This is a genomic window from Streptomyces sp. NPDC032822, assembly GCF_055578825.1.
On record NZ_JBVIOL010000001.1, the window covers coordinates 690,481 to 713,324 of the forward strand.

At 72.4% G+C, this 22,844-nt stretch carries 16 protein-coding genes; 12 read left to right on the plus strand and 4 right to left on the minus strand.

Annotation, left to right across the window (positions count from 1 at the left end; genetic code table 11):
• Positions 1-2: 2 nt before the first annotated feature.
• Complete coding sequence (locus ACZ5VD_RS03285; RefSeq protein WP_468552739.1) at positions 3-4,160, minus strand: HAMP domain-containing protein; 4,158 nt, start codon at positions 4,158-4,160, stop codon at positions 3-5.
• A 113-nt stretch (positions 4,161-4,273) separates the two neighbouring features.
• Between ACZ5VD_RS03285 and ACZ5VD_RS03290 the strand changes: the two genes are divergently transcribed.
• A complete protein-coding gene (locus ACZ5VD_RS03290; RefSeq protein ID WP_468680432.1) occupies positions 4,274-6,301 on the plus strand; it encodes a SpoIIE family protein phosphatase in 2,028 nt (675 codons plus the stop codon).
• A 150-nt stretch (positions 6,302-6,451) separates the two neighbouring features.
• Positions 6,452-7,684, plus strand: a complete 1,233-nt coding sequence (hemW, locus tag ACZ5VD_RS03295; protein WP_468680433.1) for a radical SAM family heme chaperone HemW — start codon at positions 6,452-6,454, stop codon at positions 7,682-7,684.
• Positions 7,685-7,841: 157 nt separating this feature from the next.
• Here hemW and ACZ5VD_RS03300 read toward each other — a convergent pair whose 3' ends face one another.
• Together ACZ5VD_RS03300 and ACZ5VD_RS03305 are read right to left on the minus strand one after the other, a co-directional pair.
• Positions 7,842-8,669, minus strand: a complete 828-nt coding sequence (locus ACZ5VD_RS03300) for a DUF3097 domain-containing protein (protein ID WP_468552742.1) — start codon at positions 8,667-8,669, stop codon at positions 7,842-7,844.
• A gap of 34 nt (positions 8,670-8,703) precedes the next feature.
• Complete coding sequence (locus ACZ5VD_RS03305; RefSeq protein ID WP_468680434.1) at positions 8,704-9,426, minus strand: MBL fold metallo-hydrolase; 723 nt, start codon at positions 9,424-9,426, stop codon at positions 8,704-8,706.
• A 193-nt stretch (positions 9,427-9,619) separates the two neighbouring features.
• On the opposite strand from ACZ5VD_RS03305, the gene hrcA reads away from it, so the two are divergent.
• The 10 genes from hrcA (at position 9,620) to ACZ5VD_RS03355 (ending at position 21,096) form a co-directional block, all read left to right on the plus strand.
• Entirely contained in the window at positions 9,620-10,636 is a 1,017-nt protein-coding gene (hrcA, locus tag ACZ5VD_RS03310; protein ID WP_468552744.1) for a heat-inducible transcriptional repressor HrcA, read from the plus strand.
• On the plus strand, positions 10,637-11,773 hold the full coding sequence (gene dnaJ / locus ACZ5VD_RS03315; protein WP_468552745.1) for a molecular chaperone DnaJ: 1,137 nt from the start codon (positions 10,637-10,639) through the stop codon (positions 11,771-11,773).
• A gap of 379 nt (positions 11,774-12,152) precedes the next feature.
• Complete coding sequence (locus tag ACZ5VD_RS03320) at positions 12,153-13,226, plus strand: nitronate monooxygenase (RefSeq protein ID WP_468552746.1); 1,074 nt, start codon at positions 12,153-12,155, stop codon at positions 13,224-13,226.
• Positions 13,223-13,963, plus strand: a complete 741-nt coding sequence (locus ACZ5VD_RS03325) for a 16S rRNA (uracil(1498)-N(3))-methyltransferase (protein WP_468680437.1) — start codon at positions 13,223-13,225, stop codon at positions 13,961-13,963. The genes ACZ5VD_RS03320 and ACZ5VD_RS03325 overlap by 4 nt, the downstream gene beginning before the upstream one ends.
• 24 nt (positions 13,964-13,987) lie before the next feature.
• Positions 13,988-14,380, plus strand: coding sequence for a VOC family protein (locus ACZ5VD_RS03330; protein ID WP_468552748.1), 393 nt, complete (start codon positions 13,988-13,990; stop codon positions 14,378-14,380).
• A gap of 453 nt (positions 14,381-14,833) precedes the next feature.
• Positions 14,834-15,364, plus strand: a complete 531-nt coding sequence (locus ACZ5VD_RS03335; RefSeq protein WP_468552750.1) for a hypothetical protein — start codon at positions 14,834-14,836, stop codon at positions 15,362-15,364.
• 85 nt (positions 15,365-15,449) lie between these two features.
• Positions 15,450-18,689 carry a S41 family peptidase gene (locus ACZ5VD_RS03340; protein ID WP_468680439.1) on the plus strand — a complete coding sequence of 1,080 codons (3,240 nt, stop codon included), beginning with the start codon at positions 15,450-15,452 and terminating at the stop codon, positions 18,687-18,689.
• A gap of 124 nt (positions 18,690-18,813) precedes the next feature.
• Complete coding sequence (locus ACZ5VD_RS03345; RefSeq protein ID WP_468680441.1) at positions 18,814-19,167, plus strand: histidine triad nucleotide-binding protein; 354 nt, start codon at positions 18,814-18,816, stop codon at positions 19,165-19,167.
• 7 nt (positions 19,168-19,174) lie between these two features.
• On the plus strand, positions 19,175-20,080 hold the full coding sequence (locus tag ACZ5VD_RS03350) for a ribonuclease Z (protein ID WP_468552753.1): 906 nt from the start codon (positions 19,175-19,177) through the stop codon (positions 20,078-20,080).
• A gap of 20 nt (positions 20,081-20,100) precedes the next feature.
• Complete coding sequence (locus ACZ5VD_RS03355) at positions 20,101-21,096, plus strand: adenosine deaminase (RefSeq protein ID WP_468680443.1); 996 nt, start codon at positions 20,101-20,103, stop codon at positions 21,094-21,096.
• A gap of 249 nt (positions 21,097-21,345) precedes the next feature.
• Here the strand turns inward: ACZ5VD_RS03355 and ACZ5VD_RS03360 are convergent, their stop codons facing one another.
• On the minus strand, positions 21,346-22,686 hold the full coding sequence (locus ACZ5VD_RS03360) for an MFS transporter (protein WP_468680445.1): 1,341 nt from the start codon (positions 22,684-22,686) through the stop codon (positions 21,346-21,348).
• Between the last annotated feature and the right edge of the window lie 158 nt (positions 22,687-22,844).

Sequence of the window (22,844 nt, forward strand, 5' to 3'; positions counted from 1 at the left end):
ATTCAGTCGTCCGTGGTGGTGACCGCGGCCTCCTCGACCGTCACCCGCTCGGTGACCGCCGCCCGCTCGATGTCGTGCGACCGCGCGGTGTCCTCCGCGTGCTCGGGGTCCAGGAGCGCGCACACGACGGTCAGCAGCTGGTCGACGTCCACCGGCTTCGGTACGTAGTCGTTGGCGCCCCGCGCGATGGACTTCTCCCGGTCGCCCGGCATGGCCTTCGCGGTGAGCGCGACGATGGGCAGGCCCGTCCAGCGGGGGGTGCGGCGGATGGCGGCGATCGTCTCGTAGCCGTCCATCTCCGGCATCATGATGTCCATCAGGACGAGTTCGACGTCCTGGTTGCGCTCCAGGGTCTCGATGCCCTCGCGGCCGTTCTCGGCGTAGAGGACGGGCATGCCGACCCGGCCCAGGACATGGGTGAGGGCGAAGACGTTGCGGATGTCGTCGTCGACGATCAGCACCCGGCGCCCGGCCAGCACCTGGCCCGCCCGGCCCGCCCTCCACTCCTCCAGCTTGGTGGGCGTGGGCCACGAGTCGTCCGTGTCGTGGACGGAGTACGGCTCGATGGACAGGTCCTCCGGCACCGGCAGCGGACGGTCCTCGGGGGCCGGGCCGGTCGCCGGGTGGCCGGGGCTGACGACGGGGACGTACAGCGTGAAGGTGGACCCCTGGCCGGGTTCGCTCTCGGCGACGATCCGGCCGCCCAGCAGGCCCGCGATCTCCCGGCTGATGGACAGGCCCAGGCCGGTGCCGCCGTACTTGCGGTTCGTGGTGCCGTCGGCCTGCTGGAACGCCTCGAAGATCACCGGGAGTTTCTCGCGGGCGATGCCGATGCCGGTGTCGGAGACGGAGAAGGCGATCACGTCGTCGCTGTCCCGGACGTAGCGGCGCTCGGGGTCCTGCATCCGGGTCACCCGCAGCTCGACCCGGCCGGTGGCGGTGAACTTGATCGCGTTGGAGAGCAGGTTGCGCAGGATCTGCTGGAGGCGCTGCTCGTCCGAGTACATCTCCCGCGGCACGTCCTCGCCGACCGGCACCTCGAAGGCCAGCCCCCGGTCCAGGGTGAGCGGGCGGAAGGTGGCGTGGACGTAGTCGAGCAGCTTGATCAGGGGCAGCCGCTTCGGGCGTACGTCCATCCGGCCGGCCTCGATCTTCGAGAGGTCGAGGATGTCGTTGATCAGCTGGAGGAGGTCGGAGCCCGAACGGTGGATCGTTGTCGCGAACTGCACCTCCTGGTCGGAGAGACGGCCGTCCGGGTTGTCCGACAGCAGCCGTGCCAGGATCAGCAACGAGTTGAGCGGGGTGCGCAGTTCGTGGGACATGTTCGCCAGGAACTCCGACTTGTACTGCGAGGAGGTCGCCAACAGGGCGGCCTTCTCCTCCAGTTCCGCGTTCGAGCGCTGCAACTCCGCCTGCTGCTTCTGGAGTTCGTCCGAGCGCTCCTGGAGCTGCATGGCCAGGCGCTGGGACTCGCCGAGCAGGGACTCGGTGCGGGAGTTGGCGATGATGGTGTTGATGGCGACGCCGATGGTGTTCACGAACTGGTCGAAGAAGGCCAGATGGACGTCGGAGAAGCGGGAGAAGGACGCCAGCTCGATCACACCGAGGAGCTTGTCCTCGAAGAGGATCGGGATGATGACGACGCTCGCCGGGGCGGCCTCGCCCAGACCACTGTTGATCTTGATGTAGTCCGGCGGGGCCTCCTCCACCAGGATCCGCTTCTTCTCGCGGGCCGCCTGCCGCACCAGCCCGTGCACCGGCATAGCGCCCGTGTCGACGGTCGCGCCCTGTGCGGAGCCGTACCCCGCGATGAACGCGAGGCCCTTGGCGGGGATGGCGGTCCGCAGGGTGTCCTCGTCGGGGTCGGCCAGGAAGAACGCGCCGTACTGGGCGTTCACCAGCGGGGTCAGCTCGCGCAGGATCAGGTCGGCGACCTCCATCAGGTCCCGGTGGCCCTGCATCAGCGCGGCGAGGCGGGCCAGGTTGGACTCCAGCCAGTCCTTCGCGCGGGTCGTCTCGCGGAGGTTGGCCACCATCAGGTTGATGTTGTCCTTGAGTTCGGTGACCTCGCCCTGGGTCTCCACCGTGATGGAGCGGGACATGTCACCCTGGGCCACCGCCGAGGCCACCTCGGCGATCGCGCGGACCTGGGTGGTGAGGTTGAGCGCGAGTTCGTTGACGTTGGTCGTCAGGCGCTTCCAGGTGCCGTAGACACCCTCGACCCTTGCCTGGCCGCCGAGTTGGCCCTCGGAGCCGACCTCGCGGGCCACGCGTGTGACCTCGGAGGAGAAGGAGGAGAGCGTGTCCACCATCGTGTTGATGGTCGTCTTCAGTTCGAGGATCTCGCCCCGCGCGTCCACGTCGATCTTCTTCGACAGGTCTCCCTGCGCCACCGCCGTCGCCACCTGGGCGATATTGCGGACCTGTGAAGTCAGGTTGTCCGCCATGTAGTTGACGTTGTCGGTCAGATCGCGCCAGACGCCGGAGACACCCAGCACCTGGGCCCGGCCGCCCAGCCGGCCGTCCGTGCCGACCTCGCGGGCCACCCGGGTCACCTCGTCGGCGAAGGCGCGCAGCTGCTCCACCATCGTGTTGACGGTGTCCTTCAGTTCGAGGATCTCGCCGCGGGCGTCGACGGTGATCTTCTTCGACAGGTCGCCGTTCGCCACGGCCGTCGTCACCTGGGCGATATTGCGGACCTGCGAAGTCAGGTTCAGGGCCATGAAGTTGACGTTGTCGGTGAGGTCCTTCCAGACCCCGCTGACACCCCGTACCTGGGCCTGACCGCCGAGGTTGCCTTCCGTGCCGACCTCGCGGGCGACCCGGGTGACCTCGTCGGCGAAGGCGGAGAGCTGGTCGACCATGGTGTTGATCGTCGACTTCAGCTCCAGGATCTCGCCCTTCGCCTCCACGGTGATCTTCTTGCCCAGGTCGCCCTGGGCCACCGCGGTCGACACCAGGGCGATGTTGCGGACCTGTGAAGTCAGGTTGTCCGCCATGAAGTTGACGTTGTCGGTGAGGTCCTTCCAGACCCCGGAGACACCTCTCACCTGGGCCCGGCCGCCGAGGTTGCCCTCGGTGCCGACCTCGCGGGCGACCCGGGTGACCTCGTCGGCGAAGGCGGAGAGCTGGTCGACCATGGTGTTGATGGTGGACTTCAGCTCCAGGATCTCGCCCTGGGCGTCGACGGTGATCTTCTGGCTCAGGTCGCCGTTCGCCACGGCCGTCGTCACCTGGGCGATGTTGCGGACCTGTGAAGTCAGGTTCGAGGCCATGAAGTTGACGTTGTCCGTGAGGTCCTTCCAGACCCCCGACACGCCCCGCACCTGGGCCCGGCCGCCCAACTGCCCCTCGGTGCCGACCTCGCGGGCCACCCGGGTCACCTCGTCGGCGAAGGCGGAGAGCTGGTCGACCATCGTGTTCACGGTCAGCTTCAGTTCGAGCAGCTCGCCGGTCGCCTCGACCGTGACCGTGCGGGTCAGATCGCCGCGGGCCACCGCCGTGGTCACCAGGGCGATGTCACGGACCTGGGCGGTCAGCCGGGACGCCATGGTGTTGACCGCCTCGGTCACGTCCCGCCAACTTCCGGACAGACCCGTCACCTTGGCCCGACCGCCTAGCCGGCCCTCGGTGCCGACCTCACGGGCCACCCGGGTCACCTCGCCGGTGAACAGGGAGAGCTGGTCGACCATCTTGTTCACCGCCCGGCCCAGGCGGCGCAGATCACCGCGCAACTGCCGGTTGCCGTCGTGCAGATCGACCCGCTGGGTCAGATCACCGCCGGCCACCGCGTCCAGCACCCGGGTGGCGTTGGCCGCCGGGGCGACCAGGGCGTCGAGCAGCTGGTTCACGTCGTTGACCCGGGAGGTCCAGGAGCCCTGGCCCGGGCTCGCCGAGAGCCGCTCGTCGAGCCGGCCGTGCCGGACCAAGTCCCGCTTCACGCGCTGCACTTCCGTGTTGAAGTGCGTGCTGCGGTCGATCACCTGGTTGAAGACGGCGGTCAGTTCGGCCACCAGTCCGTGGCCCGATTCCGGCACTTTCGAGAAGTCGCCGTCCCGGGCCGCGGTCATCGCGGCGAGCAGGGGACGCAGATCCGATGCTCGAATCAGGCCATCTTTGTGTCCATCTTCGAGCACACGCGTAGCACTGTTCTCACTCATGGCGGCCCACTTCGGTAACTCGGCGCTTATGGCCGTGGCCAGTCTGTCACTCTGTCGCCATCGACTGAGGCGTATTCGTCCGAACCGCTCAGCGAGCTGCAGGGGAGCTGTCCATGGGGGCCATTCCGGCGCAACGGGAGACCGATTCCCGTGGCTCTGATGCGCCCGCGCACGAGAGCGCGCTCCCGCGCGTCGAGGTCCACGCACCCACCGACGCGCCTGAGCACACCCGTCCGTCCACGTCCTCGCACCCGCCTCCGGCCGCCTCCCCGCGCGCCCTGGCGCACGCCGAACTGCCCGGCAGCTCCCTCGCGCCCGGCGCCGCCCGCGCACTCCTGCGCGCCGCGCTCTCCGAGTGGGCCGAACGCGGACTGCCCGGCACCGAGCACCTCACCGACCGGCTGGCCGGAGACGGCGTGGTCGTCGTCAGCGAACTGGTCACCAACGCCGTCGTGCACGCCGGCACCGACGTCGAGGTGGACTACCGGCTGGAGGGGGAGAGCGGCGCCCTCGTCGTCGAGGTCCACGACCACCACCCCTCACGCGCCCCGCGCGACACGCCCTTCGACCCGTCGTACGACCCACCGGAGTACGGGAACGGCCTCCGACTGGTCGCCGCGCTCTCCGAGTCCTGGGGCATCACCTACCGCACCGGCGCCAAGACGGTGTGGGCCCGGCTGTCCGCGCGGGGCGCGTCGGCCGCCGACGCGCGCGAGGCGTACGCGGGGGAGAGCGGGCTGCGCGTCGCCGAGATACTCGCCCCGGAACCGCAGCGCGTCGAACAGGACCGGGACTGGCTCAACCGCGGCGCCCTCTCCTTCCTCGCCGAGGCCTCCGACCTGCTCGCCGGACAGCTCGACGAGAACCTCGTGGCCGCGCTCGCCGGGCAGCTGATCGTGCCGCGGCTGGCCGACTGGTGCGCGGTGTGGCTGGAGGACGAGCTGACCGGCCGGGGCGGCTGGCCGGCCGACGGGGCCGGGGGAACCGGGCCGCGCCTGACCCGGGTGTGGCACAGCAACGAGAACCGGATCGAGGAACTCCGCCAGGCCCTGGAGAAGGAGCCGCCCCGCCCGCCCGAACCCGCCCGCCCCGGGCCCGCCCCGTTCCCGTGGCCCGGCGACGCGCTCGGCCCGCACGGAGGCCACGGCTCCGCGCTCGCCTACCGCCTCGCGGCCGGCGGCCGCCCGCTCGGCACCCTGGTCATCGGCCGCTCCGGACTGCTGAGCTTCCCGGACGAGATCACCGGCCTGGTCGAGGACCTCAGCCGGCGGGTGGCCCTCGCCGTCGGAGCGGCCCGCCAGTACGCCCGCCAGGCCACCATCAGCGCCGTCCTGCAACGCGGACTGCTGCCCGGCGCGGTGGCCGAGATACCGGGGATGCACAGCGCCCTGGTCTACGAGCCGTGCGACAAGGGCGGACCCAGCGGCGACTTCTATGACCTCTTCCCGGCCGGCGACGGCCGCTGGTGCTTCGCCGTCGGCGACGTCCAGGGCAAGGGCCCCGAGGCGGCCGTCGTCATCGGCCTCGCCCGGCCCTGGCTGCGGCTGCTGGCCCGCGAGGGATACCGCGTCGCCGACGTCCTGGACCGCCTCAACCAGCTGCTCCTCGACGACGCCACGGAGGCCGCCGACGCGGCGGCCCGCGCGCTGGCCTCCGCGAGCGGCCGGCCCCTCGCACCCGGCGACGGCCCGCAGACCCGCTTCCTCTCCCTCCTCTACGGCGAGCTGGTCCCTTTCGACGGCGGTGTCCGCTGCACCCTCGCCTCCGCCGGGCACCCGCTGCCGCTGCTCCTCGGGGCGGGCGGCGAGGTCCGTACGGCCGCACACCCGCAGACCCTCCTCGGGGTCGTCGAGGACGCCACGTACACCAGTGAGACCTTCGAGCTGCGGCACGGCGACAGCCTGCTGTGCGTGACCGACGGGGTCACCGAGCGGCGCAGCGGCTCGCGCCAGTTCGACGACGAGGACGGGCTCGCGGAGGCGCTCGCCGGCTGCGTGGGACTGGACGCGGAACTGATCGCGGAGCGCATCAAGCGGCTGGTGCACGAGTTCGGCGAACGGCCGGCGGAGGACGACCTGGCGCTGCTGGTCCTCCAGGCGGACTCAGGGCCGGGCCGGCGGGCGGACCGTTCTACGGGCTGACGGGCGTACCGACGGGTGCTGTGGCAGGCAGGCGGGCAGGCAGGCTGACGGGTGTGCCGGCTGGTGGGCTGACGGCCGTACCGACAGGTGTGGTGACGGGTGCGCCGGCGGGCGGACCGAGGTCTCCGTGGGTGCTGGACAATGGAGGGCATGCCTTCCGCACTCCCCGACGGCGAGCCCGTCCCCGACGACGGCGCGTTGCCCGCGCCCGCGCTCGCCGGGGCGGCCGACCGCCCCCTCGGGTTCTACCTGCACGTTCCGTACTGCGCGACCCGCTGCGGCTACTGCGACTTCAACACCTACACGGCCACCGAGCTGCGCGGCACCGGCGGGGTCCTCGCCTCCCGCGACAACTACGCGGACACCGTGATCGACGAGATCCGGCTGGCCCGCAAGGTCCTCGGCGACGACCCGCGCGAGGTCCGCACGGTCTTCGTCGGCGGCGGCACGCCCACGCTGCTGGCCGCCGGGGACCTCGTACGGATGCTGGGGGCGATCCGCGACGAGTTCGGCCTCGCCGCCGACGCGGAGATCACCACGGAGGCGAACCCCGATTCGGTCGACCCGAGCTACCTGGCGACCCTGCGCCGGGGCGGCTTCAACCGGATCTCCTTCGGCATGCAGAGCGCGAAGCAGCACGTACTGAAGATCCTGGACCGCACCCACACGCCGGGGCGCCCCGAGGCGTGCGTGGCGGAGGCGCGCGCGGCGGGGTTCTCGCACGTCAACCTCGATCTGATCTACGGCACCCCGGGCGAGTCGGACGACGACTGGAGGGCCACCCTGGAGGCGGCTCTCGGTGCCGGGCCCGACCATGTCTCGGCGTACGCCCTGATCGTCGAGGAGGGCACCCAGCTGGCCCGGCGGATCCGCCGGGGCGAGGTCCCGATGACCGACGACGACGTGCACGCCGACCGGTACCTGATCGCCGAGGAGCTGCTGTCCGCGGCGGGCTTCGACTGGTACGAGGTCTCCAACTGGGCCACCTCGGAGGCGGGACGCTGCCTCCACAACGAGCTGTACTGGCGGGGCGCCGACTGGTGGGGGGCCGGGCCGGGGGCGCACAGTCACGTGGGGGGCGTGCGGTGGTGGAACGTGAAGCATCCGGGGGCGTATGCGGCGGCGCTGGCGGGTGGGCGGTCGCCGGGGGCCGGGCGGGAGGTGCTGTCGGCGGAGGATCGGCGGGTGGAGCGGATTCTGCTGGAGCTGCGGCTTCTGGAGGGTGTGCCGCTGGAGCTGCTGAAGCCGGAGGGGCTCTCGGCCTCTCGGCGGGCCCTGTCCGACGGGCTTCTTCAGGAGGGGCCGTACGGGGAGGGGCGTGCGGTGTTGACGCTGCGGGGGCGGTTGCTGGCGGACGCGGTGGTGCGGGATCTGGTGGACTGAGGGTTTGATTCGCCCCCGCCGCCCCTTCCCGTCCCGTCCCTGGGGGCTGCCGCCCCCAGACCCCCGCTTCGGCCCCGAAAGGGCCTCGTCCTCAAACGCCGGACAGGCCGAGAGGCGCCGGCCGGCTGGAAGGTGAGACGCCCGGCCGGTCGGAAGATCAGGCGCCGGGGCGGCCGGGTGGGGGTGGTGTGGTGACGAAGTCGATCAGTTCTTCCACCCGGCCCAGGAGTTCCGGTTCCAGGTCCTTGTAGGTGGTGACCCGCTTCAGGATGGCCTGCCAGACCGCGCCGGTGTTGTCCGGCCAGCCGAGGGCGCGGCAGACGCCGGTTTTCCAGTCCTGGCCGTGGGGGACGCGGGGCCAGGACCGGATGCCCACGGCGGAGGGCTTCACGGCCTCCCAGATGTCGATGTAGGGGTGGCCGACGACCAGGGCGTGTTCGCTGGTCACCGCGGCGGCGATACGGGACTCCTTGCTGCCCGGCACCAGGTGGTCCACCAGGATGCCCAGCCGGGCGTCGGGGCCCGGCGCGAACTCCTCGACGATCGACGGGAGGTCGTCGACGCCCTCCAGGTACTCCACGACCACGCCCTCGATGCGCAGGTCGTCGCCCCACACCTTCTCGACCAGTTCGGCGTCGTGCCGCCCCTCGACGTAGATACGTCCGGCGCGGGCCACGCGCGCGCGTGCCCCGGGCACGGCGACCGACCCGGAGGCCGTACGGGAGGGGCGGGTCGGGCTCTGGCCGGTGGGGCGTACCAGGGTCACCACGCGGCCCTCCAGGAGGAAGCCGCGCGGCTCCAGGGGGAAGACGCGGTGCTTGCCGAAGCGGTCCTCCAGGGTGACCGTGCCGGCCTCGCAGCGGATCACCGCGCCGCAGAAGCCGGTCCCCGCCTCCTCGACCACCAGGTCCGGGTCCGCGGGGACCTCCGGCGCGGGCTGGGACTTCTTCCACGGCGGGGTGAGGTCCGGAGAGTACGGGCGCATTCGGACGACGATAGGAGAAGACGCCGCCGGCCGGTCACGACACGCCGAAACGCCCGGCCAGCGCGTCCCGCTGCGCCCGCACGAACGCCGCGTCCACCACCGCTCCGTGACCGGGGACGTACAGCGCGTCCTCACCGCCCAGGTCGAGCAGCCGGTCCAGGGCGGCGGGCCAACGGGACGGTACGGCGTCGGGGCCCGCCTGGGGCTCCCCGGACTCCTCGACCAGGTCGCCGCAGAACACGACCGCCGGGTCGCCCGGTACGACGACCACGAGGTCGTGCCCGGTGTGCCCGGGGCCCACGTTCGCCAGCAGGACCGAGGGGCCGCCGTCCAGGTCGAGACCCACCTTGCCCCGCACCGGGTGGCGGGGGTGTACGAGGGTGTCCGCGGCCGACTCCGCCGCCCCGGCGTCGAGGCCGTTGCGCACCGCGTCCGCGCACAGGTGCTCACTCCGCTCCCGGAACACGTCGTCCGCGCCGGCCGCGGTCAGCACCTCCGCGCCCGCGAAGGCCGCCGCCCCGAAGACGTGGTCGAAGTGCGGGTGCGTGAGCGCGAGGAAACGCACACGGCGACCGGCGAGCGCCTCCGCCTGACGCCGCAACCGGACGCCCTCCGCGAGACTCGACCCGGCGTCGATCAGCAGCGCCCCACCCGCGCCCACGACCAGCCCGACCGTGCAGTCCCACCGCGGAAGACGGCACCGGCCGACCCCGGCGCCCAGCCGCTCCCACCCCAACTCTTCCCAAGTCACCGTCATACGGCGACGCTAGCGGGGAAGCATCCCCGGGCACGACCTCGCCGGGTACGGTCTCGCCCGGCGCGCCCTCGCGGGGGACCGGCCTTGCCCCGGGCGTACCCCACGGCCGTACACTGGCTCCGGGTGTGCTGGCACTCGGATGTGACGAGTGCCAGGCGAGGCGCTACGGGATCGACTTCTGGAGGTGTGCGCGATGCTGAGTGAACGCAGGCTCCAGGTGCTGCGCGCCATCGTCCAGGACTATGTCGGCACCGAGGAACCGGTCGGTTCCAAGGCGCTCACCGAGCGGCACAATCTCGGGGTCTCCCCGGCGACCGTGCGCAACGACATGGCGGCCCTGGAGGACGAGGGGTTCATCGCCCAGCCGCACACCAGCGCGGGGCGGATCCCGACCGACAAGGGCTACCGGCTGTTCGTCGACAAGCTGGCCGGCGTCAAACCGATGACCGGACCGGAGCGGCGCGCCATCCAGAACTTCCTGGACGGCGCGGTCGATCTCGACGACGTGGTGGCGCGGACCGTACGGCTGCTCGCGCAGCTGACGCGGCAGGTCGCCGTCGTGCAGTACCCGTCGCTCACACGGTCGACGGTGCGCCATGTCGAGCTGCTGTCGCTGGCCCCCGCGCGCGTGATGCTCGTCCTGATCACGGACACCGGGCGGGTCGAGCAGCGGATGGTCGACTGCCCGGCGCCGTTCGGCGAGGCCTCGCTGGCCGATCTGCGGGCACGGCTCAACAGCCGGGTCGCCGGTCGCCGGTTCGCCGACGTGCCGCACCTGCTGGAAGACCTCCCCGAGGGCTTCGACATCGAGGACCGCGGCACGGTCTCGACGGTGCTCTCCACTCTGCTGGAGACGCTCGTCGAGGAGAACGAGGAGCGGCTGATGATCGGCGGCACCGCCAATCTCACCCGCTTCGGACATGACTTTCCCCTCACCATCCGGCCCGTCCTGGAGGCCCTTGAGGAGCAGGTCGTGCTCCTCAAACTCCTTGGTGAGGCCGGGGATTCGGGCATGACCGTGCGTATCGGTCACGAGAACGCCTATGAGGGACTCAACTCCACTTCAGTGGTGTCGGTCGGCTACGGTTCGGGCGGCGAGGCAGTCGCCAAGCTCGGCGTGGTCGGACCGACCCGCATGGATTACCCGGGAACGATGGGAGCGGTACGCGCAGTGGCACGGTACGTCGGACAGATCCTGGCGGAGTCGTAAGTGGCCACGGACTACTACGCCGTTCTCGGCGTGCGCCGCGACGCGTCGCAGGAAGAGATCAAGAAGGCCTTCCGGCGGCTCGCACGCGAGCTGCACCCGGACGTCAACCCCGATCCGAAGACCCAGGAGCGGTTCAAGGAGATCAACGCCGCCTACGAGGTGTTGTCGGACCCGCAGAAGAAGCAGGTCTACGACCTCGGCGGAGATCCCCTGTCCCAGGCGGGCGGCCAAGGCGCGGGCGGCTTCGGTGCCGGCGGCTTCGGGAACTTCTCGGACATCATGGACGCCTTCTTCGGTACGGCGTCCCAGCGGGGGCCGCGCTCGCGGACCCGGCGCGGCCAGGACGCGATGATCCGGCTGGAGATCGAGCTCGACGAGGCTGCCTTCGGCACGACGAAGGACATCCAGGTCGACACCGCGATCGTCTGCACCACGTGCAGTGGTGAGGGCGCGGCGCCGGGGACCTCGGCCCAGACGTGTGACATGTGCCGCGGTCGCGGCGAGGTGTCGCAGGTGACGCGGTCCTTCCTGGGCCAGGTCATGACCTCGCGGCCCTGCCCGCAGTGCCAGGGCTTCGGCACCGTGGTCCCCACTCCGTGCCCGGAGTGCGCGGGCGACGGCCGGATCCGGTCGCGGCGGACGCTGACCGTGAAGATCCCCGCCGGTGTCGACAACGGCACCCGGATCCAGCTCGCCGGCGAGGGCGAGGTCGGGCCCGGTGGCGGTCCGGCCGGTGATCTGTACGTCGAGATCCACGAGTTGCCGCACGCGATGTTCCAGCGCCGGGGTGACGACCTGCACTGCACGGTCACCATTCCGATGACCGCGGCCTGTCTCGGTACCAAGGTGCCGTTGGAGACGCTGGACGGTCTGGAGGAGGTCGACATCCGGCCCGGTACCCAGTCCGGCCAGTCGATCCCGTTGCACGGCCGGGGTGTTACGCATCTGCGGGGTGGCGGTCGTGGTGACCTCATCGTGCATGTCGAGGTCCAGACGCCGACGAAGCTTGATGTGGAGCAGGAGCGGTTGCTGCGTGAGTTCGCCAAGCTGCGGGGTGAGGAGCGGCCCATCGGGCAGTTTCAACCCGGGCAGCAGGGGCTGTTCTCGCGGCTGAAGGACGCGTTCAACGGTCGCTGACGGGGGTGTGGCGGCGGGGGCTTCTTCTCGCCCCCGCCGCCCCTTCCCGTCCCGTCCCTGGGGGCTGCCGCCCCCAGACCCCCGCTTCGGCCCCGAAAGGGCCTTGTCCTCAAACGCCGGACGGGCTGGGAGCGGGTGCCGCCCCAGACTCTCGCTTCGGCCCCGAAAGGCCTTGTCCTCAAACGCCGGACGGGCTGGGAGCGGGTGTCGGCCCAGGTCCCCGCTTCGGCCCCGGAAGGGTCTCGTCCTCGGGCGCCGGGCGGGCTGGGAGGGTGTCGGCCCAGGTCTCCGCTTCTCGCCGAACGGGCTGGAGGGTAGCGGTTCGTGGCAAGGGGCGGCCGGATTCGGACTTGTTCGGAGGACGTGACAACATGCCGTCATGTCCTCCGCACTGACCGATCTCTTCCTTCACCCGATCGTGCAGGCCCCCATGGCGGGCGGCGTCTCCGTACCGACGCTCGCCGCCGCCGTGTGCGAGGCCGGCGGGCTGGGGTTCCTCGCTGCCGGGTACAAGACGGCCGACGGGCTGTACCAGGAGATCAAGCAGTTGCGGAGCCTCACGGCCCGTCCCTTCGGCGTGAACCTCTTCATGCCGCAGCCGGAGTACGCGGACCCGGCGGCCGTCGACGTCTACGCCCATCAGCTGGCCGGCGAGGCGTCCTGGTACGAGACCGAGCTGGGCGACCCCGAGAGCGGACGCGACGACGGCTACGAGGCCAAGCTCGCCGTCCTGCTCGACAACCCGGTCCCGGTGGTCTCGTTCCACTTCGGCGTGCCCACCCCGGACGTCCTGGACTCGCTGCGCCGGGCCGGCGTCTTCACCCTGGTCACCGCGACCACCGCCGAGGAGGCCTACGCGATCGAGCGGGCGGGCGCCGACGCGGTGATCGCGCAGGGCGTGGAGGCCGGCGGGCACCAGGGCACCCACCGTGACATCCCGGAGACCGACGGTTCCGGCATAGGCCTGCTGTCCCTGATCGGGCAGATCCGCGAGACCGTGGGCATCCCGGTCGTCGCCGCCGGCGGCATCATGCGCGGCAGCCAGATCGCCGCCGTGCTCGCCGCGGGCGCGAGCGCCGCCCAGCTCGGCACGGCGTTCCTCGCCACCCCCGAATCCGGCGCGCACGCCGTGCACAAGCAGGCGCTGACCAACCCCCTCTTCGTCCGTACGGCGTTGACCCGCGCCTTCTCCGGCCGCCCGGCCCGCGGCCTGGTCAACCGCTTCCTGCGCGAGCACGGCCCGTACGCGCCCGCCGCCTACCCGGAGATCCACCACCTGACCTCGCCGCTGCGCAAGGCCGCCGCCAAGGCCGGTGACGCGCAGGGCATGGCGCTGTGGGCGGGGCAGGGTCACCGGATGGCCCGCGAACTGCCCGCCGGGCAGCTGGTGGAGGTGCTGGCGGCCGAACTCGCCGCGACCAGGACAGCGTTGTCATCGGGAGGCGCGCGATGACCGCGCCGGTGTTCGTCGTCGAGCACTTCGACGCGGGCGGCGGCGGTCGGTACGTCCTCGACGGCCCCGAGGGGCGGCACGCCGTCTCCGTGAAGCGGCTGCGGGCCGGGGAGCGGGTCGTGCTCACCGACGGCGCCGGACGCTGGGCCGAGGGCGAGGTCGTCGCCGCCGAGGGCAAGGACCGGCTGGTCGTCCAGTTGGCGGGCGTCGCCGAGGAGCCCCCGGAGTCCCCCCGCATCACCGTCGTCCAGGCACTCCCCAAGGGTGACCGGGGTGAACTCGCCGTGGAGACGATGACCGAGACCGGTGTCGACGCGATCGTGCCGTGGGCCGCCTCCCGCTGTATCACGCAGTGGAAGGGCGACCGCGGGCTGAAGGCGCTCGGCAAGTGGCGGGCCACCGCCCGCGAGGCCGGCAAGCAGTCCCGCCGGGTCCGCTTCCCCGAGGTCGCGGACGCGGCAACCGGCAAGCAGGTCGCCGCACTTCTCGCCAAGGCCGACTTCGCCGCCGTTCTGCACGAGAGCGGCGAGGAGGCCCTCGCCACCGCCGAACTCCCCGCCGAGGGCGAGATCGTCCTGGTCGTCGGCCCCGAAGGCGGGGTCTCCCCCGAGGAGTTGGCGCTGTTCGAGGAGGCGGGCGCGAAGGCCTACCGACTCGGGCCGACCGTGCTGCGTACCTCGACCGCCGGGACCGCGGCGGCCGCTCTGCTCCTCGGCCGCTCCGGCCGCTGGTCCTGACCCCGTACACCGTAAGGACGGCTCGTGGAACTCGCCCAAGTACGCCTGCTCGTCGGCGACTTCGCCGCCTGCTACCGCTTCTACGCCGAGGTCCTCGACCTCAAGCCCCAGTCGGGGGCGACCGAGGGACCGTACGAGAAGTTCAGTCCCACCGTCGGCTCCGCGGGCATCGCCCTCCAGGACCGGGCCATGATGGCCGAGGTGCTCGGCGAGCTGGGCGACGAGGCCACCGGCCACCGGTCCCTGGTGGTGCTGCGCGTCGACGATCTGGACGCCTGCTGCGAGCGGATCGCCGACCGCGGGGCGACCCTGCTGCACGGCCCGGCGGCGATGACGGACCGGATGCGGGTCGCCCACCTCAAGGACCCGGAGGGCAACCTCGTGGAGCTTCAGGAGTGGCTGCTGCTGCGCGGCTGACCACCGCGGCCGGGAGCAGTTCCCAGCCGTCCAGCTCACTGTCCGACCCGCCGTCCGAGCCTCGGTCCCGGGAGAGCGGCCCGCGCTTCGACGCCTCGTCGACCGGGGCGCGGACGACGCCGGGTTCGTGCAGGTCGAGGTAGCCGCTGTCGTCCTCCACCCCGCCCGAGTGCCCGGGGCAGCCGCCGCGGGCGTCGCGTCCGGGGCCGGACCGGAACACGATCCGGGTGCCGGTCCCGGCGGGGGCGCCCTCGCGGAGCAGGGTGAGGGTCTCGCGGCAGGGCTCGCCGTCGCCGTGTCCGTGGCGGACGTTCTACAGGTAGACGGTCCGCTCGTCCACGACCAGCCTTCTGAGGCTGTGGTCCTCGCGCGTCCCCCACGGTGGACGTGGGGCGCACGGGGTGGCCGTATGCGCTCTACCGCGACGGGCGGGACGGTGGGAGGCTGCCCTGCATGGGGGCGTTGACGATGATGCGACGCCGCCCGCGCGTGCGGCGTGCGGCGGCCGGGACGGCGCTGTCCTTGCTCGCGGTGGGCGGGGCGGTCGCCTGTGATCCGAGCGGGCTCAACTCCGCGACCGTGGCGTACACCACCGACCAGACCGTCACGGCGGAACTGGAGCGGCGGAACACGAACGTACGCTGGCTCACCTGCACGGCTTCGTACGGCGACGGTCGCTCGACGCCCTCGGCCACCGAGAACGCCGTGGCCGAGGTCGACTGTGTGGGCGAGACCGACGACGGCCAGGACATCACCGTCACGGGCCGGATCACACGGGCGGTCAGCGGGGCGTGTGTGCGCGGCGACCTCACCGTGAAGATCGACGGAAAGCAGTGGTTCCACGTGCAGGGGCTCGGCAACTGCAACGCCGAGACCACCCCGCCGGTGAACGATCCCGGCGGGCCCGGCCCGACGGTCACCGTCACGGTCACCAAGACCGTCTACTGCCAGAAGGCGCCCCAGTGCTGGCCCGACGGCAAGTGAGCTCCCGCCTGAGGGGGTTGGGCGTGTGATCCAAACCTGGTCCAAACCCCTGTCCCCGCCCGTCGCGGGTGCATAGGGTGATCGGGTGACACAGTCTGCGACCACCGCGCCCCCCGCGCCCGCCTCCGGGTATCTCCGCTTCCCCCACCTGCAGGGCGAGTTGGTCGCCTTCACCGCCGAGGACGACGTGTGGCTCGCCCCCCTCGACGGCGGCCGGGCCTGGCGGGCCAGCGCCGACAACGTGCCGGTCACCCACCCCCGGATCTCGCCCGACGGCACCACCGTCGCCTGGACCTCCACCCGCGACGGCGCCCCCGAGGTGTACGTCGCCCCGGTCGACGGCGGCCCCGCCAAACGCCTGACCCACTGGGGCAGTTCACGCACCCAGGTGCGCGGCTGGACCGCCGGCGGCGAGGTCCTCGCCGTCACCACCCACGGCCAGGCCAGCCTGCGTCGCAGCTGGGCCCGGGCGATCCCGCTCGACGGCGGCCCCGGCACGACCCTGCCCTACGGCCCGGTCGGCGACGTCGCCCAGGGCGGCCCGGGCACGGTTCTGCTGTCCGCGCCGATGGGCCGCGAGGCCGCCTGGTGGAAGCGCTACCGGGGCGGCACCGCGGGCAAGCTGTGGATCGACACCGACGGCCAGGGGGACTTCGTACGGCTGCACGAAGACCTGGACGGGAACATCGAGTACCCCGTGTGGGCGGGGGACCGGATCGCGTTCCTCTCCGACCACGAGGGCGTCGGCGCGCTGTACTCCTCCCTCGCCGACGGCTCCGACCTCCGGCGGCACACGCCGCTCGACGGCTTCTACGCCCGGCACGCGGCCGGTGACGGCACCCGGGTCGTGTACGCCTGCGCCGGTGAACTGTGGATCCTCGACGACCTCGACGGCGCCGAGCCGCGCCGGCTCGACGTGCGGCTCGGCGGGCAGCACGTCGACCGGCAGCCGTTCACGGTGAACGCCGCCCGCTGGTTCGGCTCCGCCGCCCCCGACCACACCGCCCGTGGCAGCGCGGTCGCCGTGCGCGGCGCCGTGCACTGGGTGACCCACCGCGCCGGACCGGCCCGCGCGCTCTCCGCCGAACCCGGCGTCCGGGCCCGGCTGCCTCGCACCTTCCGCACCGAGGGCGAGGAGTGGGTGGTGTGGGTGACGGACGCCGAGGGCGACGACGCCCTGGAGTTCGCGCCGGCCACCGGCCACGCCCCCGGCGGCACCCCGCGCCGGCTCGCCGCCGGACAGCTCGGCCGGGTCCTGGCCCTCGCCATGGCCCCCGACGGCAGCCGGGCCGCGGTCGCCGCCCACGACGGCCGCGTCCTGCTCGTCGAACGCGAGACGGGCGAGGTCCGCGAGATCGACCGCAGCGACGAGGGCGACGTCTCCGGGCTGGTGTTCTCGCCCGACTCGGCCTGGCTCGCCTGGTCGCACCCCGGCCCCGGCCCGCTGCGCCAACTGCGCCTGGCCAACACCACCGACCTGTCCGTCACCGAGGCGACCCCGCTCAGATTCCGTGACTACGCCCCGGCGTTCACCCTCGACGGCAAGCACCTCGCCTTCCTCTCCAACCGTTCCTTCGACCCGGTCTACGACGAGCACGTCTTCGACCTGGCCTTCGTCGTCGGCGACCGCCCGCACCTGATCACGCTGGCCGCGACCACGCCCTCGCCGTTCGGCCCGCAGCGGCACGGCCGGCCCTTCGACGCCCCCGACAAGGACGAGACGCCCGACAGCGAGGGCACCCCCGCCACCCGGATCGACCTGGACGGCCTCGCCGACCGGATCGTGGCGTTCCCGGTCGAGGCGGCCCGCTACTCCAACCTGCGCGCGGCCAAGGACGGCGTGCTGTGGCTGCGGCATCCGGTGCGCGGTGTCCTCGGCTCCTCCAGGGCCACCCCGGACGACCCGGACCCGCACACCGAGCTGGAGCGCTACGACCTCGCCCAGCAGCGCATCGAGCATCTCGCCGCCGACGCCGACCACTTCGCGGTGAGCGGCGACGGCAAGCGGGTCCTGCTGTGGACGGACAGTCGGCTGAAGGTCGTGCCCAGCGACCGGCGCGCCTCGAACGACGACGACAGCGACACCAACATCACCGTCGACCTCAGCCGCGTACGGCAGACCGTCGACCCGGCCGCCGAGTGGCGGCAGATGTACGAGGAGACGGGCCGCGTCATGCGGGACCACTTCTGGCGCCCGGACATGAACGGCGTCGACTGGACCGGCGTCCTCGACCGCTACCGCCCCGTCCTCGACCGGGTCGCCACCCACGACGACCTCGTCGACCTCCTCTGGGAGGTGCAGGGCGAACTCGGCACCTCGCACGCCTACGTCGTCCCGCGCGGCGGCCACGGCGGCGGGCCCCGGCAGGGACTGCTCGGCGCGGACATCTCCCGCCACGAGGACGGCCCCCAGGGCGCGGCCCAGTGGCGCATCGACCGCATCCTGCCCACCGAGACCTCCGACCCTGACGCCCGCTCCCCGCTCGCCGCACCCGGTGTCGCGGTCCGGGCCGGCGACGCGATCGTCGCCGTCGCGGGCCTGCCGGTCGACCCGGTGACCGGGCCCGGCCCCCTGCTCGTCGGTACGGCGGGCAAACCGGTCGAGCTGACGATCTCGCCGTCCGGCGGGGGCGAGGTACGGCACGCGGTGGTCGTCCCCACGGCCGACGAGGAACCCCTGCGCTACCACGCGTGGGTCGCCGACCGGCGGGCGTACGTCCACGAGAAGTCCGGCGGGCGGCTCGGCTATCTGCACGTCCCGGACATGCAGGCGCCCGGCTGGGCCCAGATCCACCGCGACCTGCGGGTCGAGGTGGCCCGCGAGGGGCTCGTCGTGGACGTCCGCGAGAACCGCGGCGGACACACCTCCCAGCTGGTCGTCGAGAAGCTCGCCCGGCGGATCGTCGGCTGGGCCGTGCCGCGCGGCATGCGGCCCTACAGCTACCCGCACGACGCGCCCCGCGGGCCGGTCGTCGCCGTCGCCAACGAGTTCTCCGGGTCCGACGGGGACATCGTCAACGCGGCGATCAAGGCGCTCGGTATCGGTCCCGTCGTCGGCACCCGGACGTGGGGCGGGGTGATCGGCATCGACAGCCGGTACCGGCTCGTCGACGGGACGCTGATCACCCAGCCGAAGTACGCGTTCTGGCTGGAGGGATACGAGTGGGGCGTGGAGAACCACGGCGTCGACCCGGACGTGGAGGTCGTCCAGCGACCGCAGGACCACGCGGCGGGACGGGACATCCAGCTGGACGAGGCGGTACGGCTGGCGTTGGAGGCGCTGGAGACCGCTCCGGCGAAAACACCGCCCGGCTCGCCGGCCTGAGGGGCACGGGGCCGTATCGACATGCGGCTCCGCCGCGTGGGCGCGACCAGCCACGACGCACCCGCACGCGGCGACGATACGATGCCCACCCGCGACCAATCCGCTGAACCCCGGAGGGAACCGCATGGCAGGGGAACCGCAGGACGACTGCCTGTTCTGCAAGATCGCCACAGGGAGCATTCCGGCGACGATCGTCCGTGAGACGGAGACGACCGTCGCGTTCCGGGACATCAACCCCCAGGCGCCCACCCACGTCCTGGTGATCCCCAAGGCGCACCACGAGAACGCCGCCGCCCTCGCGACCGCCGCCCCGGAACTCGCCGCCGACGTCCTGCGCGAGAGCCAGTCCGTCGCCGACGACGAGAAGCTGGACAGCTACCGGATCGTCTTCAACACCGGCAGCGGCGCCGGCCAGACCGTCTGGCACGCCCACGCGCATGTCCTCGGCGGTCGTGGCCTGCACTGGCCCCCCGGGTGAGTCGCCCGTGTCCGTACGTGAGTTGGTGGTCCTCGGCACCGCCAGCCAGGTCCCGACCCGGCACCGCAACCACAACGGCTATCTGCTGCGCTGGGACGGCGAGGGCATCCTGTTCGACCCCGGGGAGGGCACGCAGCGCCAGCTGCTGCGCGCCGGGGTCGCCGCCCACGACCTGAACCGGATCTGCGTCACGCACTTCCACGGCGACCACTCGCTGGGTCTGTCCGGAGTCATCCAGCGCATCAACCTGGACCGGGTCCCGCATCCGGTCACCGCCCACTACCCGAAGTCCGGGCAGCGCTTCTTCGACCGGCTGCGGTACGCCACCGCCTACCGTGAGACGGTCGGGATCGTCGAGGCGCCGGTGAGCGCGGACGCAGTGATCGCCGAGGCCGGCGGCTACACCCTGGACGCCCGCAAGCTCTCCCACCCCGTCGAGTCCTACGGCTATCGCCTCACCGAACCCGACGGCCACCGCATGCTGCCCGACCGGCTCGCCGCGCACGGCATCAAGGGCCCGGACGTGGGCCGGATCCAGCGGGAGGGCGTACTCGACGGCGTCCGGCTCGACGACGTCAGCGAGATCCGGCGAGGGCAGCGGTTCGCGTTCGTCATGGACACCCGGCTCTGCGACGGCGTGTACGCGCTGGCCGAGGACTGCGACCTGCTGGTCATCGAGTCGACCTTCCTCGACGAGGACGAGCGACTGGCGGTCGACCACGGGCACCTGACGGCCGGTCAGGCAGCCCGGGTCGCGCGGGACGCCGGCGTACGGCATCTCGTGCTCACCCACTTCAGTCAGCGCTACTCCGAGCCGGAGGAGTTCGAGCGGCAGGCGCGGGCCGCGGGCTTCGAGGGGGAGCTGACCGTGGCGCACGATCTGCTGAGGGTGCCGGTTCCGAAGCGTCGATGAAACCCCCGTACCATGCTTCGATGTCCCTCCCCAAAGCTGAACTGCACCTGCACATCGAAGGCACCCTGGAGCCGGAGCTTGCTTTCGAGCTGGCCGCCCGCAATGGCGTCGAGCTGCCGTACGCCGACACCGACACGCTGCGCAAGGCGTACCGGTTCGAGGATCTCCAGTCCTTTCTGAACCTGTACTACGAGCTGATGGCCGTGCTCCGCACCGAGCAGGACTTCGCGGACCTGGCCGACGCCTACCTCGCGCGGGCCGCCGCGCAGGGCGTGCGGCACGCGGAGATCTTCTTCGACCCGCAGGCCCACAGTGCGCGGGGGATCGGCATGGGGACGGTCGTCGAGGGGCTGTGGCGGGCGCTGTCCCGGAGCGAGGCGGACCACGGCGTCTCCACGCAGCTGATCATGTGCTTCCTGCGGGACGAGTCCGCCGCGTCGGCGCTGGAGACCCTGGACGAGGCGAAGCCGTACCTCGACCGGATCGTCGGCATCGGCCTCGACTCGGCTGAGGTCGGGCATCCGCCGGTGAAGTTCCGCGAGGTCTACGAGGCCGCCGCCGCGCTCGGTCTGCGCCGCGTGGCGCACGCCGGTGAGGAGGGGCCGCCGGAGTACATCACCGAGGCCCTGGACGTGCTCGGCGTCGAGCGGATCGACCACGGGCTGCGCTGCGTGGAGTCCCCCGAGCTGGTCGAGCGGCTCGTCCGGGACCGTGTCCCGCTGACCCTCTGCCCCCTCTCCAACGTCCGCCTCCGCACGGTCGACGTCCTCGCCGAGCACCCGCTGCCCGCGATGCTGGAGGCCGGGCTGCTGTGCACGGTCAACTCCGACGACCCGGCCTACTTCGGCGGCTACGCGGGCGACAACTTCGACGCGGTGCGCTCGGCGCTGGGCCTCGGCGAGGACCGCCTGCGCGAACTCGCCCGCAACTCCTTCGTCGCGTCCTTCCTGGAGCACGACGAGGAGCGCCGGGCGCGGTATCTCGCGGAGGTCGAGGCGTACGAGTTCCCCGCGTAGGGCCCGTCCGGCGGTCGGGCCGGAGGAGACCGGCGTGCCGGGCCCCGCGACCGCGGCACGACCCGCCGCACCGGGCCCGGCGGCCAGGGGGCGTTTCGAGAGCCCCGCACAGCACCCACGGCGCCCGGCACGCGCTCTTGGCGCAGCGGCCGAAAGCCCACGTACAACCAGCGCGAGGGTTTTTCTCCGGCACGCCGAGAGCACGCACCGGACACCGCGGGCGTTGTACGGGGCTTTCGGAACGTCTCCCTAGTCGGCTCCGGATCCCGGTGTGGCGCTCGCCTGCCGGGGGCCCGCCGTGTCGTAGGCCCGTTGGGCGGGGACGGACGGGGTGTCGATCGGGATCTCCACGACCGGCTGCCCGGGGACGCCGGCTCCCGGGATGGCGTCCGCGGGGGTGCCGGTCGAGGCGGCGACCACCACGGCCGGGGTGCCGCTCCGGCGGCGTACCGCGACGGTGAGGGGGGTGCGTCCGCCGGTGTGCAGGGCCACCGCGGTCATGGGGAGCGCGACGGCCAGGAGGCCGACGGCGAGGATCGTGCCCATGGCCGGGAAACCGGCCTGCGCGGACAGCAGGCTGCCGGTGAGCGGGCCGGCCGCCGTGCCGAGCGAGGACGCCGAGCCGACGAGGACCGCCCAGCGACCGCGCGGGTCGAGGGAGGCGGCGAGGCCGAGCAGGTACGACAGGACGATCGGGTAGAGCGTGTTCCAGGCGATCTCGCCGGTCGCGAAGGTCGTCAGGTCGGTCGCGGAGGCGCTGAGCGTGATGCAGCCGGCGATGAGGACCGTGCCCAGACCGATCGGCAGGGCGCGGCCGAGCCGTGGTCCGAGCGCGCCCGCCGCGACGACCCCGCACAGCCCGGTGCCCAGGGCGACGGCGAAGATCGCGCCGACCGTCGCCTCGGACAGGTGGGCCTGGGTGAGGCCGATCCGGCCGCTGACACCCCACAGGGAGTTCTGCGCGAGGGACCAGCAGAGCAGGGTGGCGGCGAGGACGGCACCGGCCCGGGGGTGCGGCAGGGGAGTCCTGGCGCGCGGGGCCCGGCGGGCGACCGTACTGACCGGCAGGTGGCCGGTCAGCGGCCACACGGCCAGCGCGGTGAGCGCGATGGCCGCGAGCGGCAGACCGTGTCCGGGGCCGAGGTGCGGGACCGTCAGATAGACGACGCCGGCGAGCGCGGAGACACAGAGCAGACCCAGCGTGGTCGTGCGGTGCGGGTCGCGCTGGGCGGCGATTCCGGTGGCGGCGACCGTGGTGGCCGTACCGGAGCCGAAGCCGCCGAGTATCGCGCCCACGACCACGGCCGGGACGGAGTCGGTGAGGGCGGCGGTGCCGTAGCCGAGGACGGCCAGTGCGAGGCCGGCCCGGGCCAGGGTCCGGGCGCCGATCCGTTCGACGCGGGCGGCGAGCAGGAAGCCGGCCGCGGCCGAACTCAGCAGCAGGGCACTGCCGACGGCACCCGCCTGCGTGGCGGACAGCGGCAGCCCCGAGTCGAGGCGGCCGACGGTGGTCGGGAGGAGGTAGGGGGCGAGGTACCCGGCCGTGAAAAGGGCAATGAGGGGCCAGGGCGTGGTGGTGCGGGCGAACACGGGCGTTCCCAGGGCATGCGAAAGAAGCGGCTCAAGAAGGGGGTGGGGCGCAGGCCGTCGACGGACAGGAGCGCGCGGCCAATTTGTATCAAGCACGTGGTTCCGGAAAGAAGCCCGGGGGGTGTGATGTGGGGCACGTCGGGTTTGGGGTCAGGAGG

Excerpts from the sequence above, each read along its gene's own strand:
- ACZ5VD_RS03285 (WP_468552739.1), bottom strand. The coding sequence starts at position 4,160 with ATGAGTGAGAACAGTGCTACGCGTGTGCTCGAAGATGGACACAAAGAT.
- ACZ5VD_RS03290 (WP_468680432.1), top strand. The coding sequence starts at position 4,274 with ATGGGGGCCATTCCGGCGCAACGGGAGACCGATTCCCGTGGCTCTGAT.
- hemW (WP_468680433.1), top strand. The coding sequence starts at position 6,452 with ATGCCTTCCGCACTCCCCGACGGCGAGCCCGTCCCCGACGACGGCGCG.
- ACZ5VD_RS03300 (WP_468552742.1), bottom strand. The coding sequence starts at position 8,669 with ATGCGCCCGTACTCTCCGGACCTCACCCCGCCGTGGAAGAAGTCCCAG.
- ACZ5VD_RS03305 (WP_468680434.1), bottom strand. The coding sequence starts at position 9,426 with ATGACGGTGACTTGGGAAGAGTTGGGGTGGGAGCGGCTGGGCGCCGGG.
- hrcA (WP_468552744.1), top strand. The coding sequence starts at position 9,620 with ATGCTGAGTGAACGCAGGCTCCAGGTGCTGCGCGCCATCGTCCAGGAC.
- ACZ5VD_RS03320 (WP_468552746.1), top strand. The coding sequence starts at position 12,153 with ATGTCCTCCGCACTGACCGATCTCTTCCTTCACCCGATCGTGCAGGCC.
- ACZ5VD_RS03325 (WP_468680437.1), top strand. The coding sequence starts at position 13,223 with ATGACCGCGCCGGTGTTCGTCGTCGAGCACTTCGACGCGGGCGGCGGC.
- ACZ5VD_RS03335 (WP_468552750.1), top strand. The coding sequence starts at position 14,834 with ATGGGGGCGTTGACGATGATGCGACGCCGCCCGCGCGTGCGGCGTGCG.
- ACZ5VD_RS03345 (WP_468680441.1), top strand. The coding sequence starts at position 18,814 with ATGGCAGGGGAACCGCAGGACGACTGCCTGTTCTGCAAGATCGCCACA.
- ACZ5VD_RS03355 (WP_468680443.1), top strand. The coding sequence starts at position 20,101 with ATGTCCCTCCCCAAAGCTGAACTGCACCTGCACATCGAAGGCACCCTG.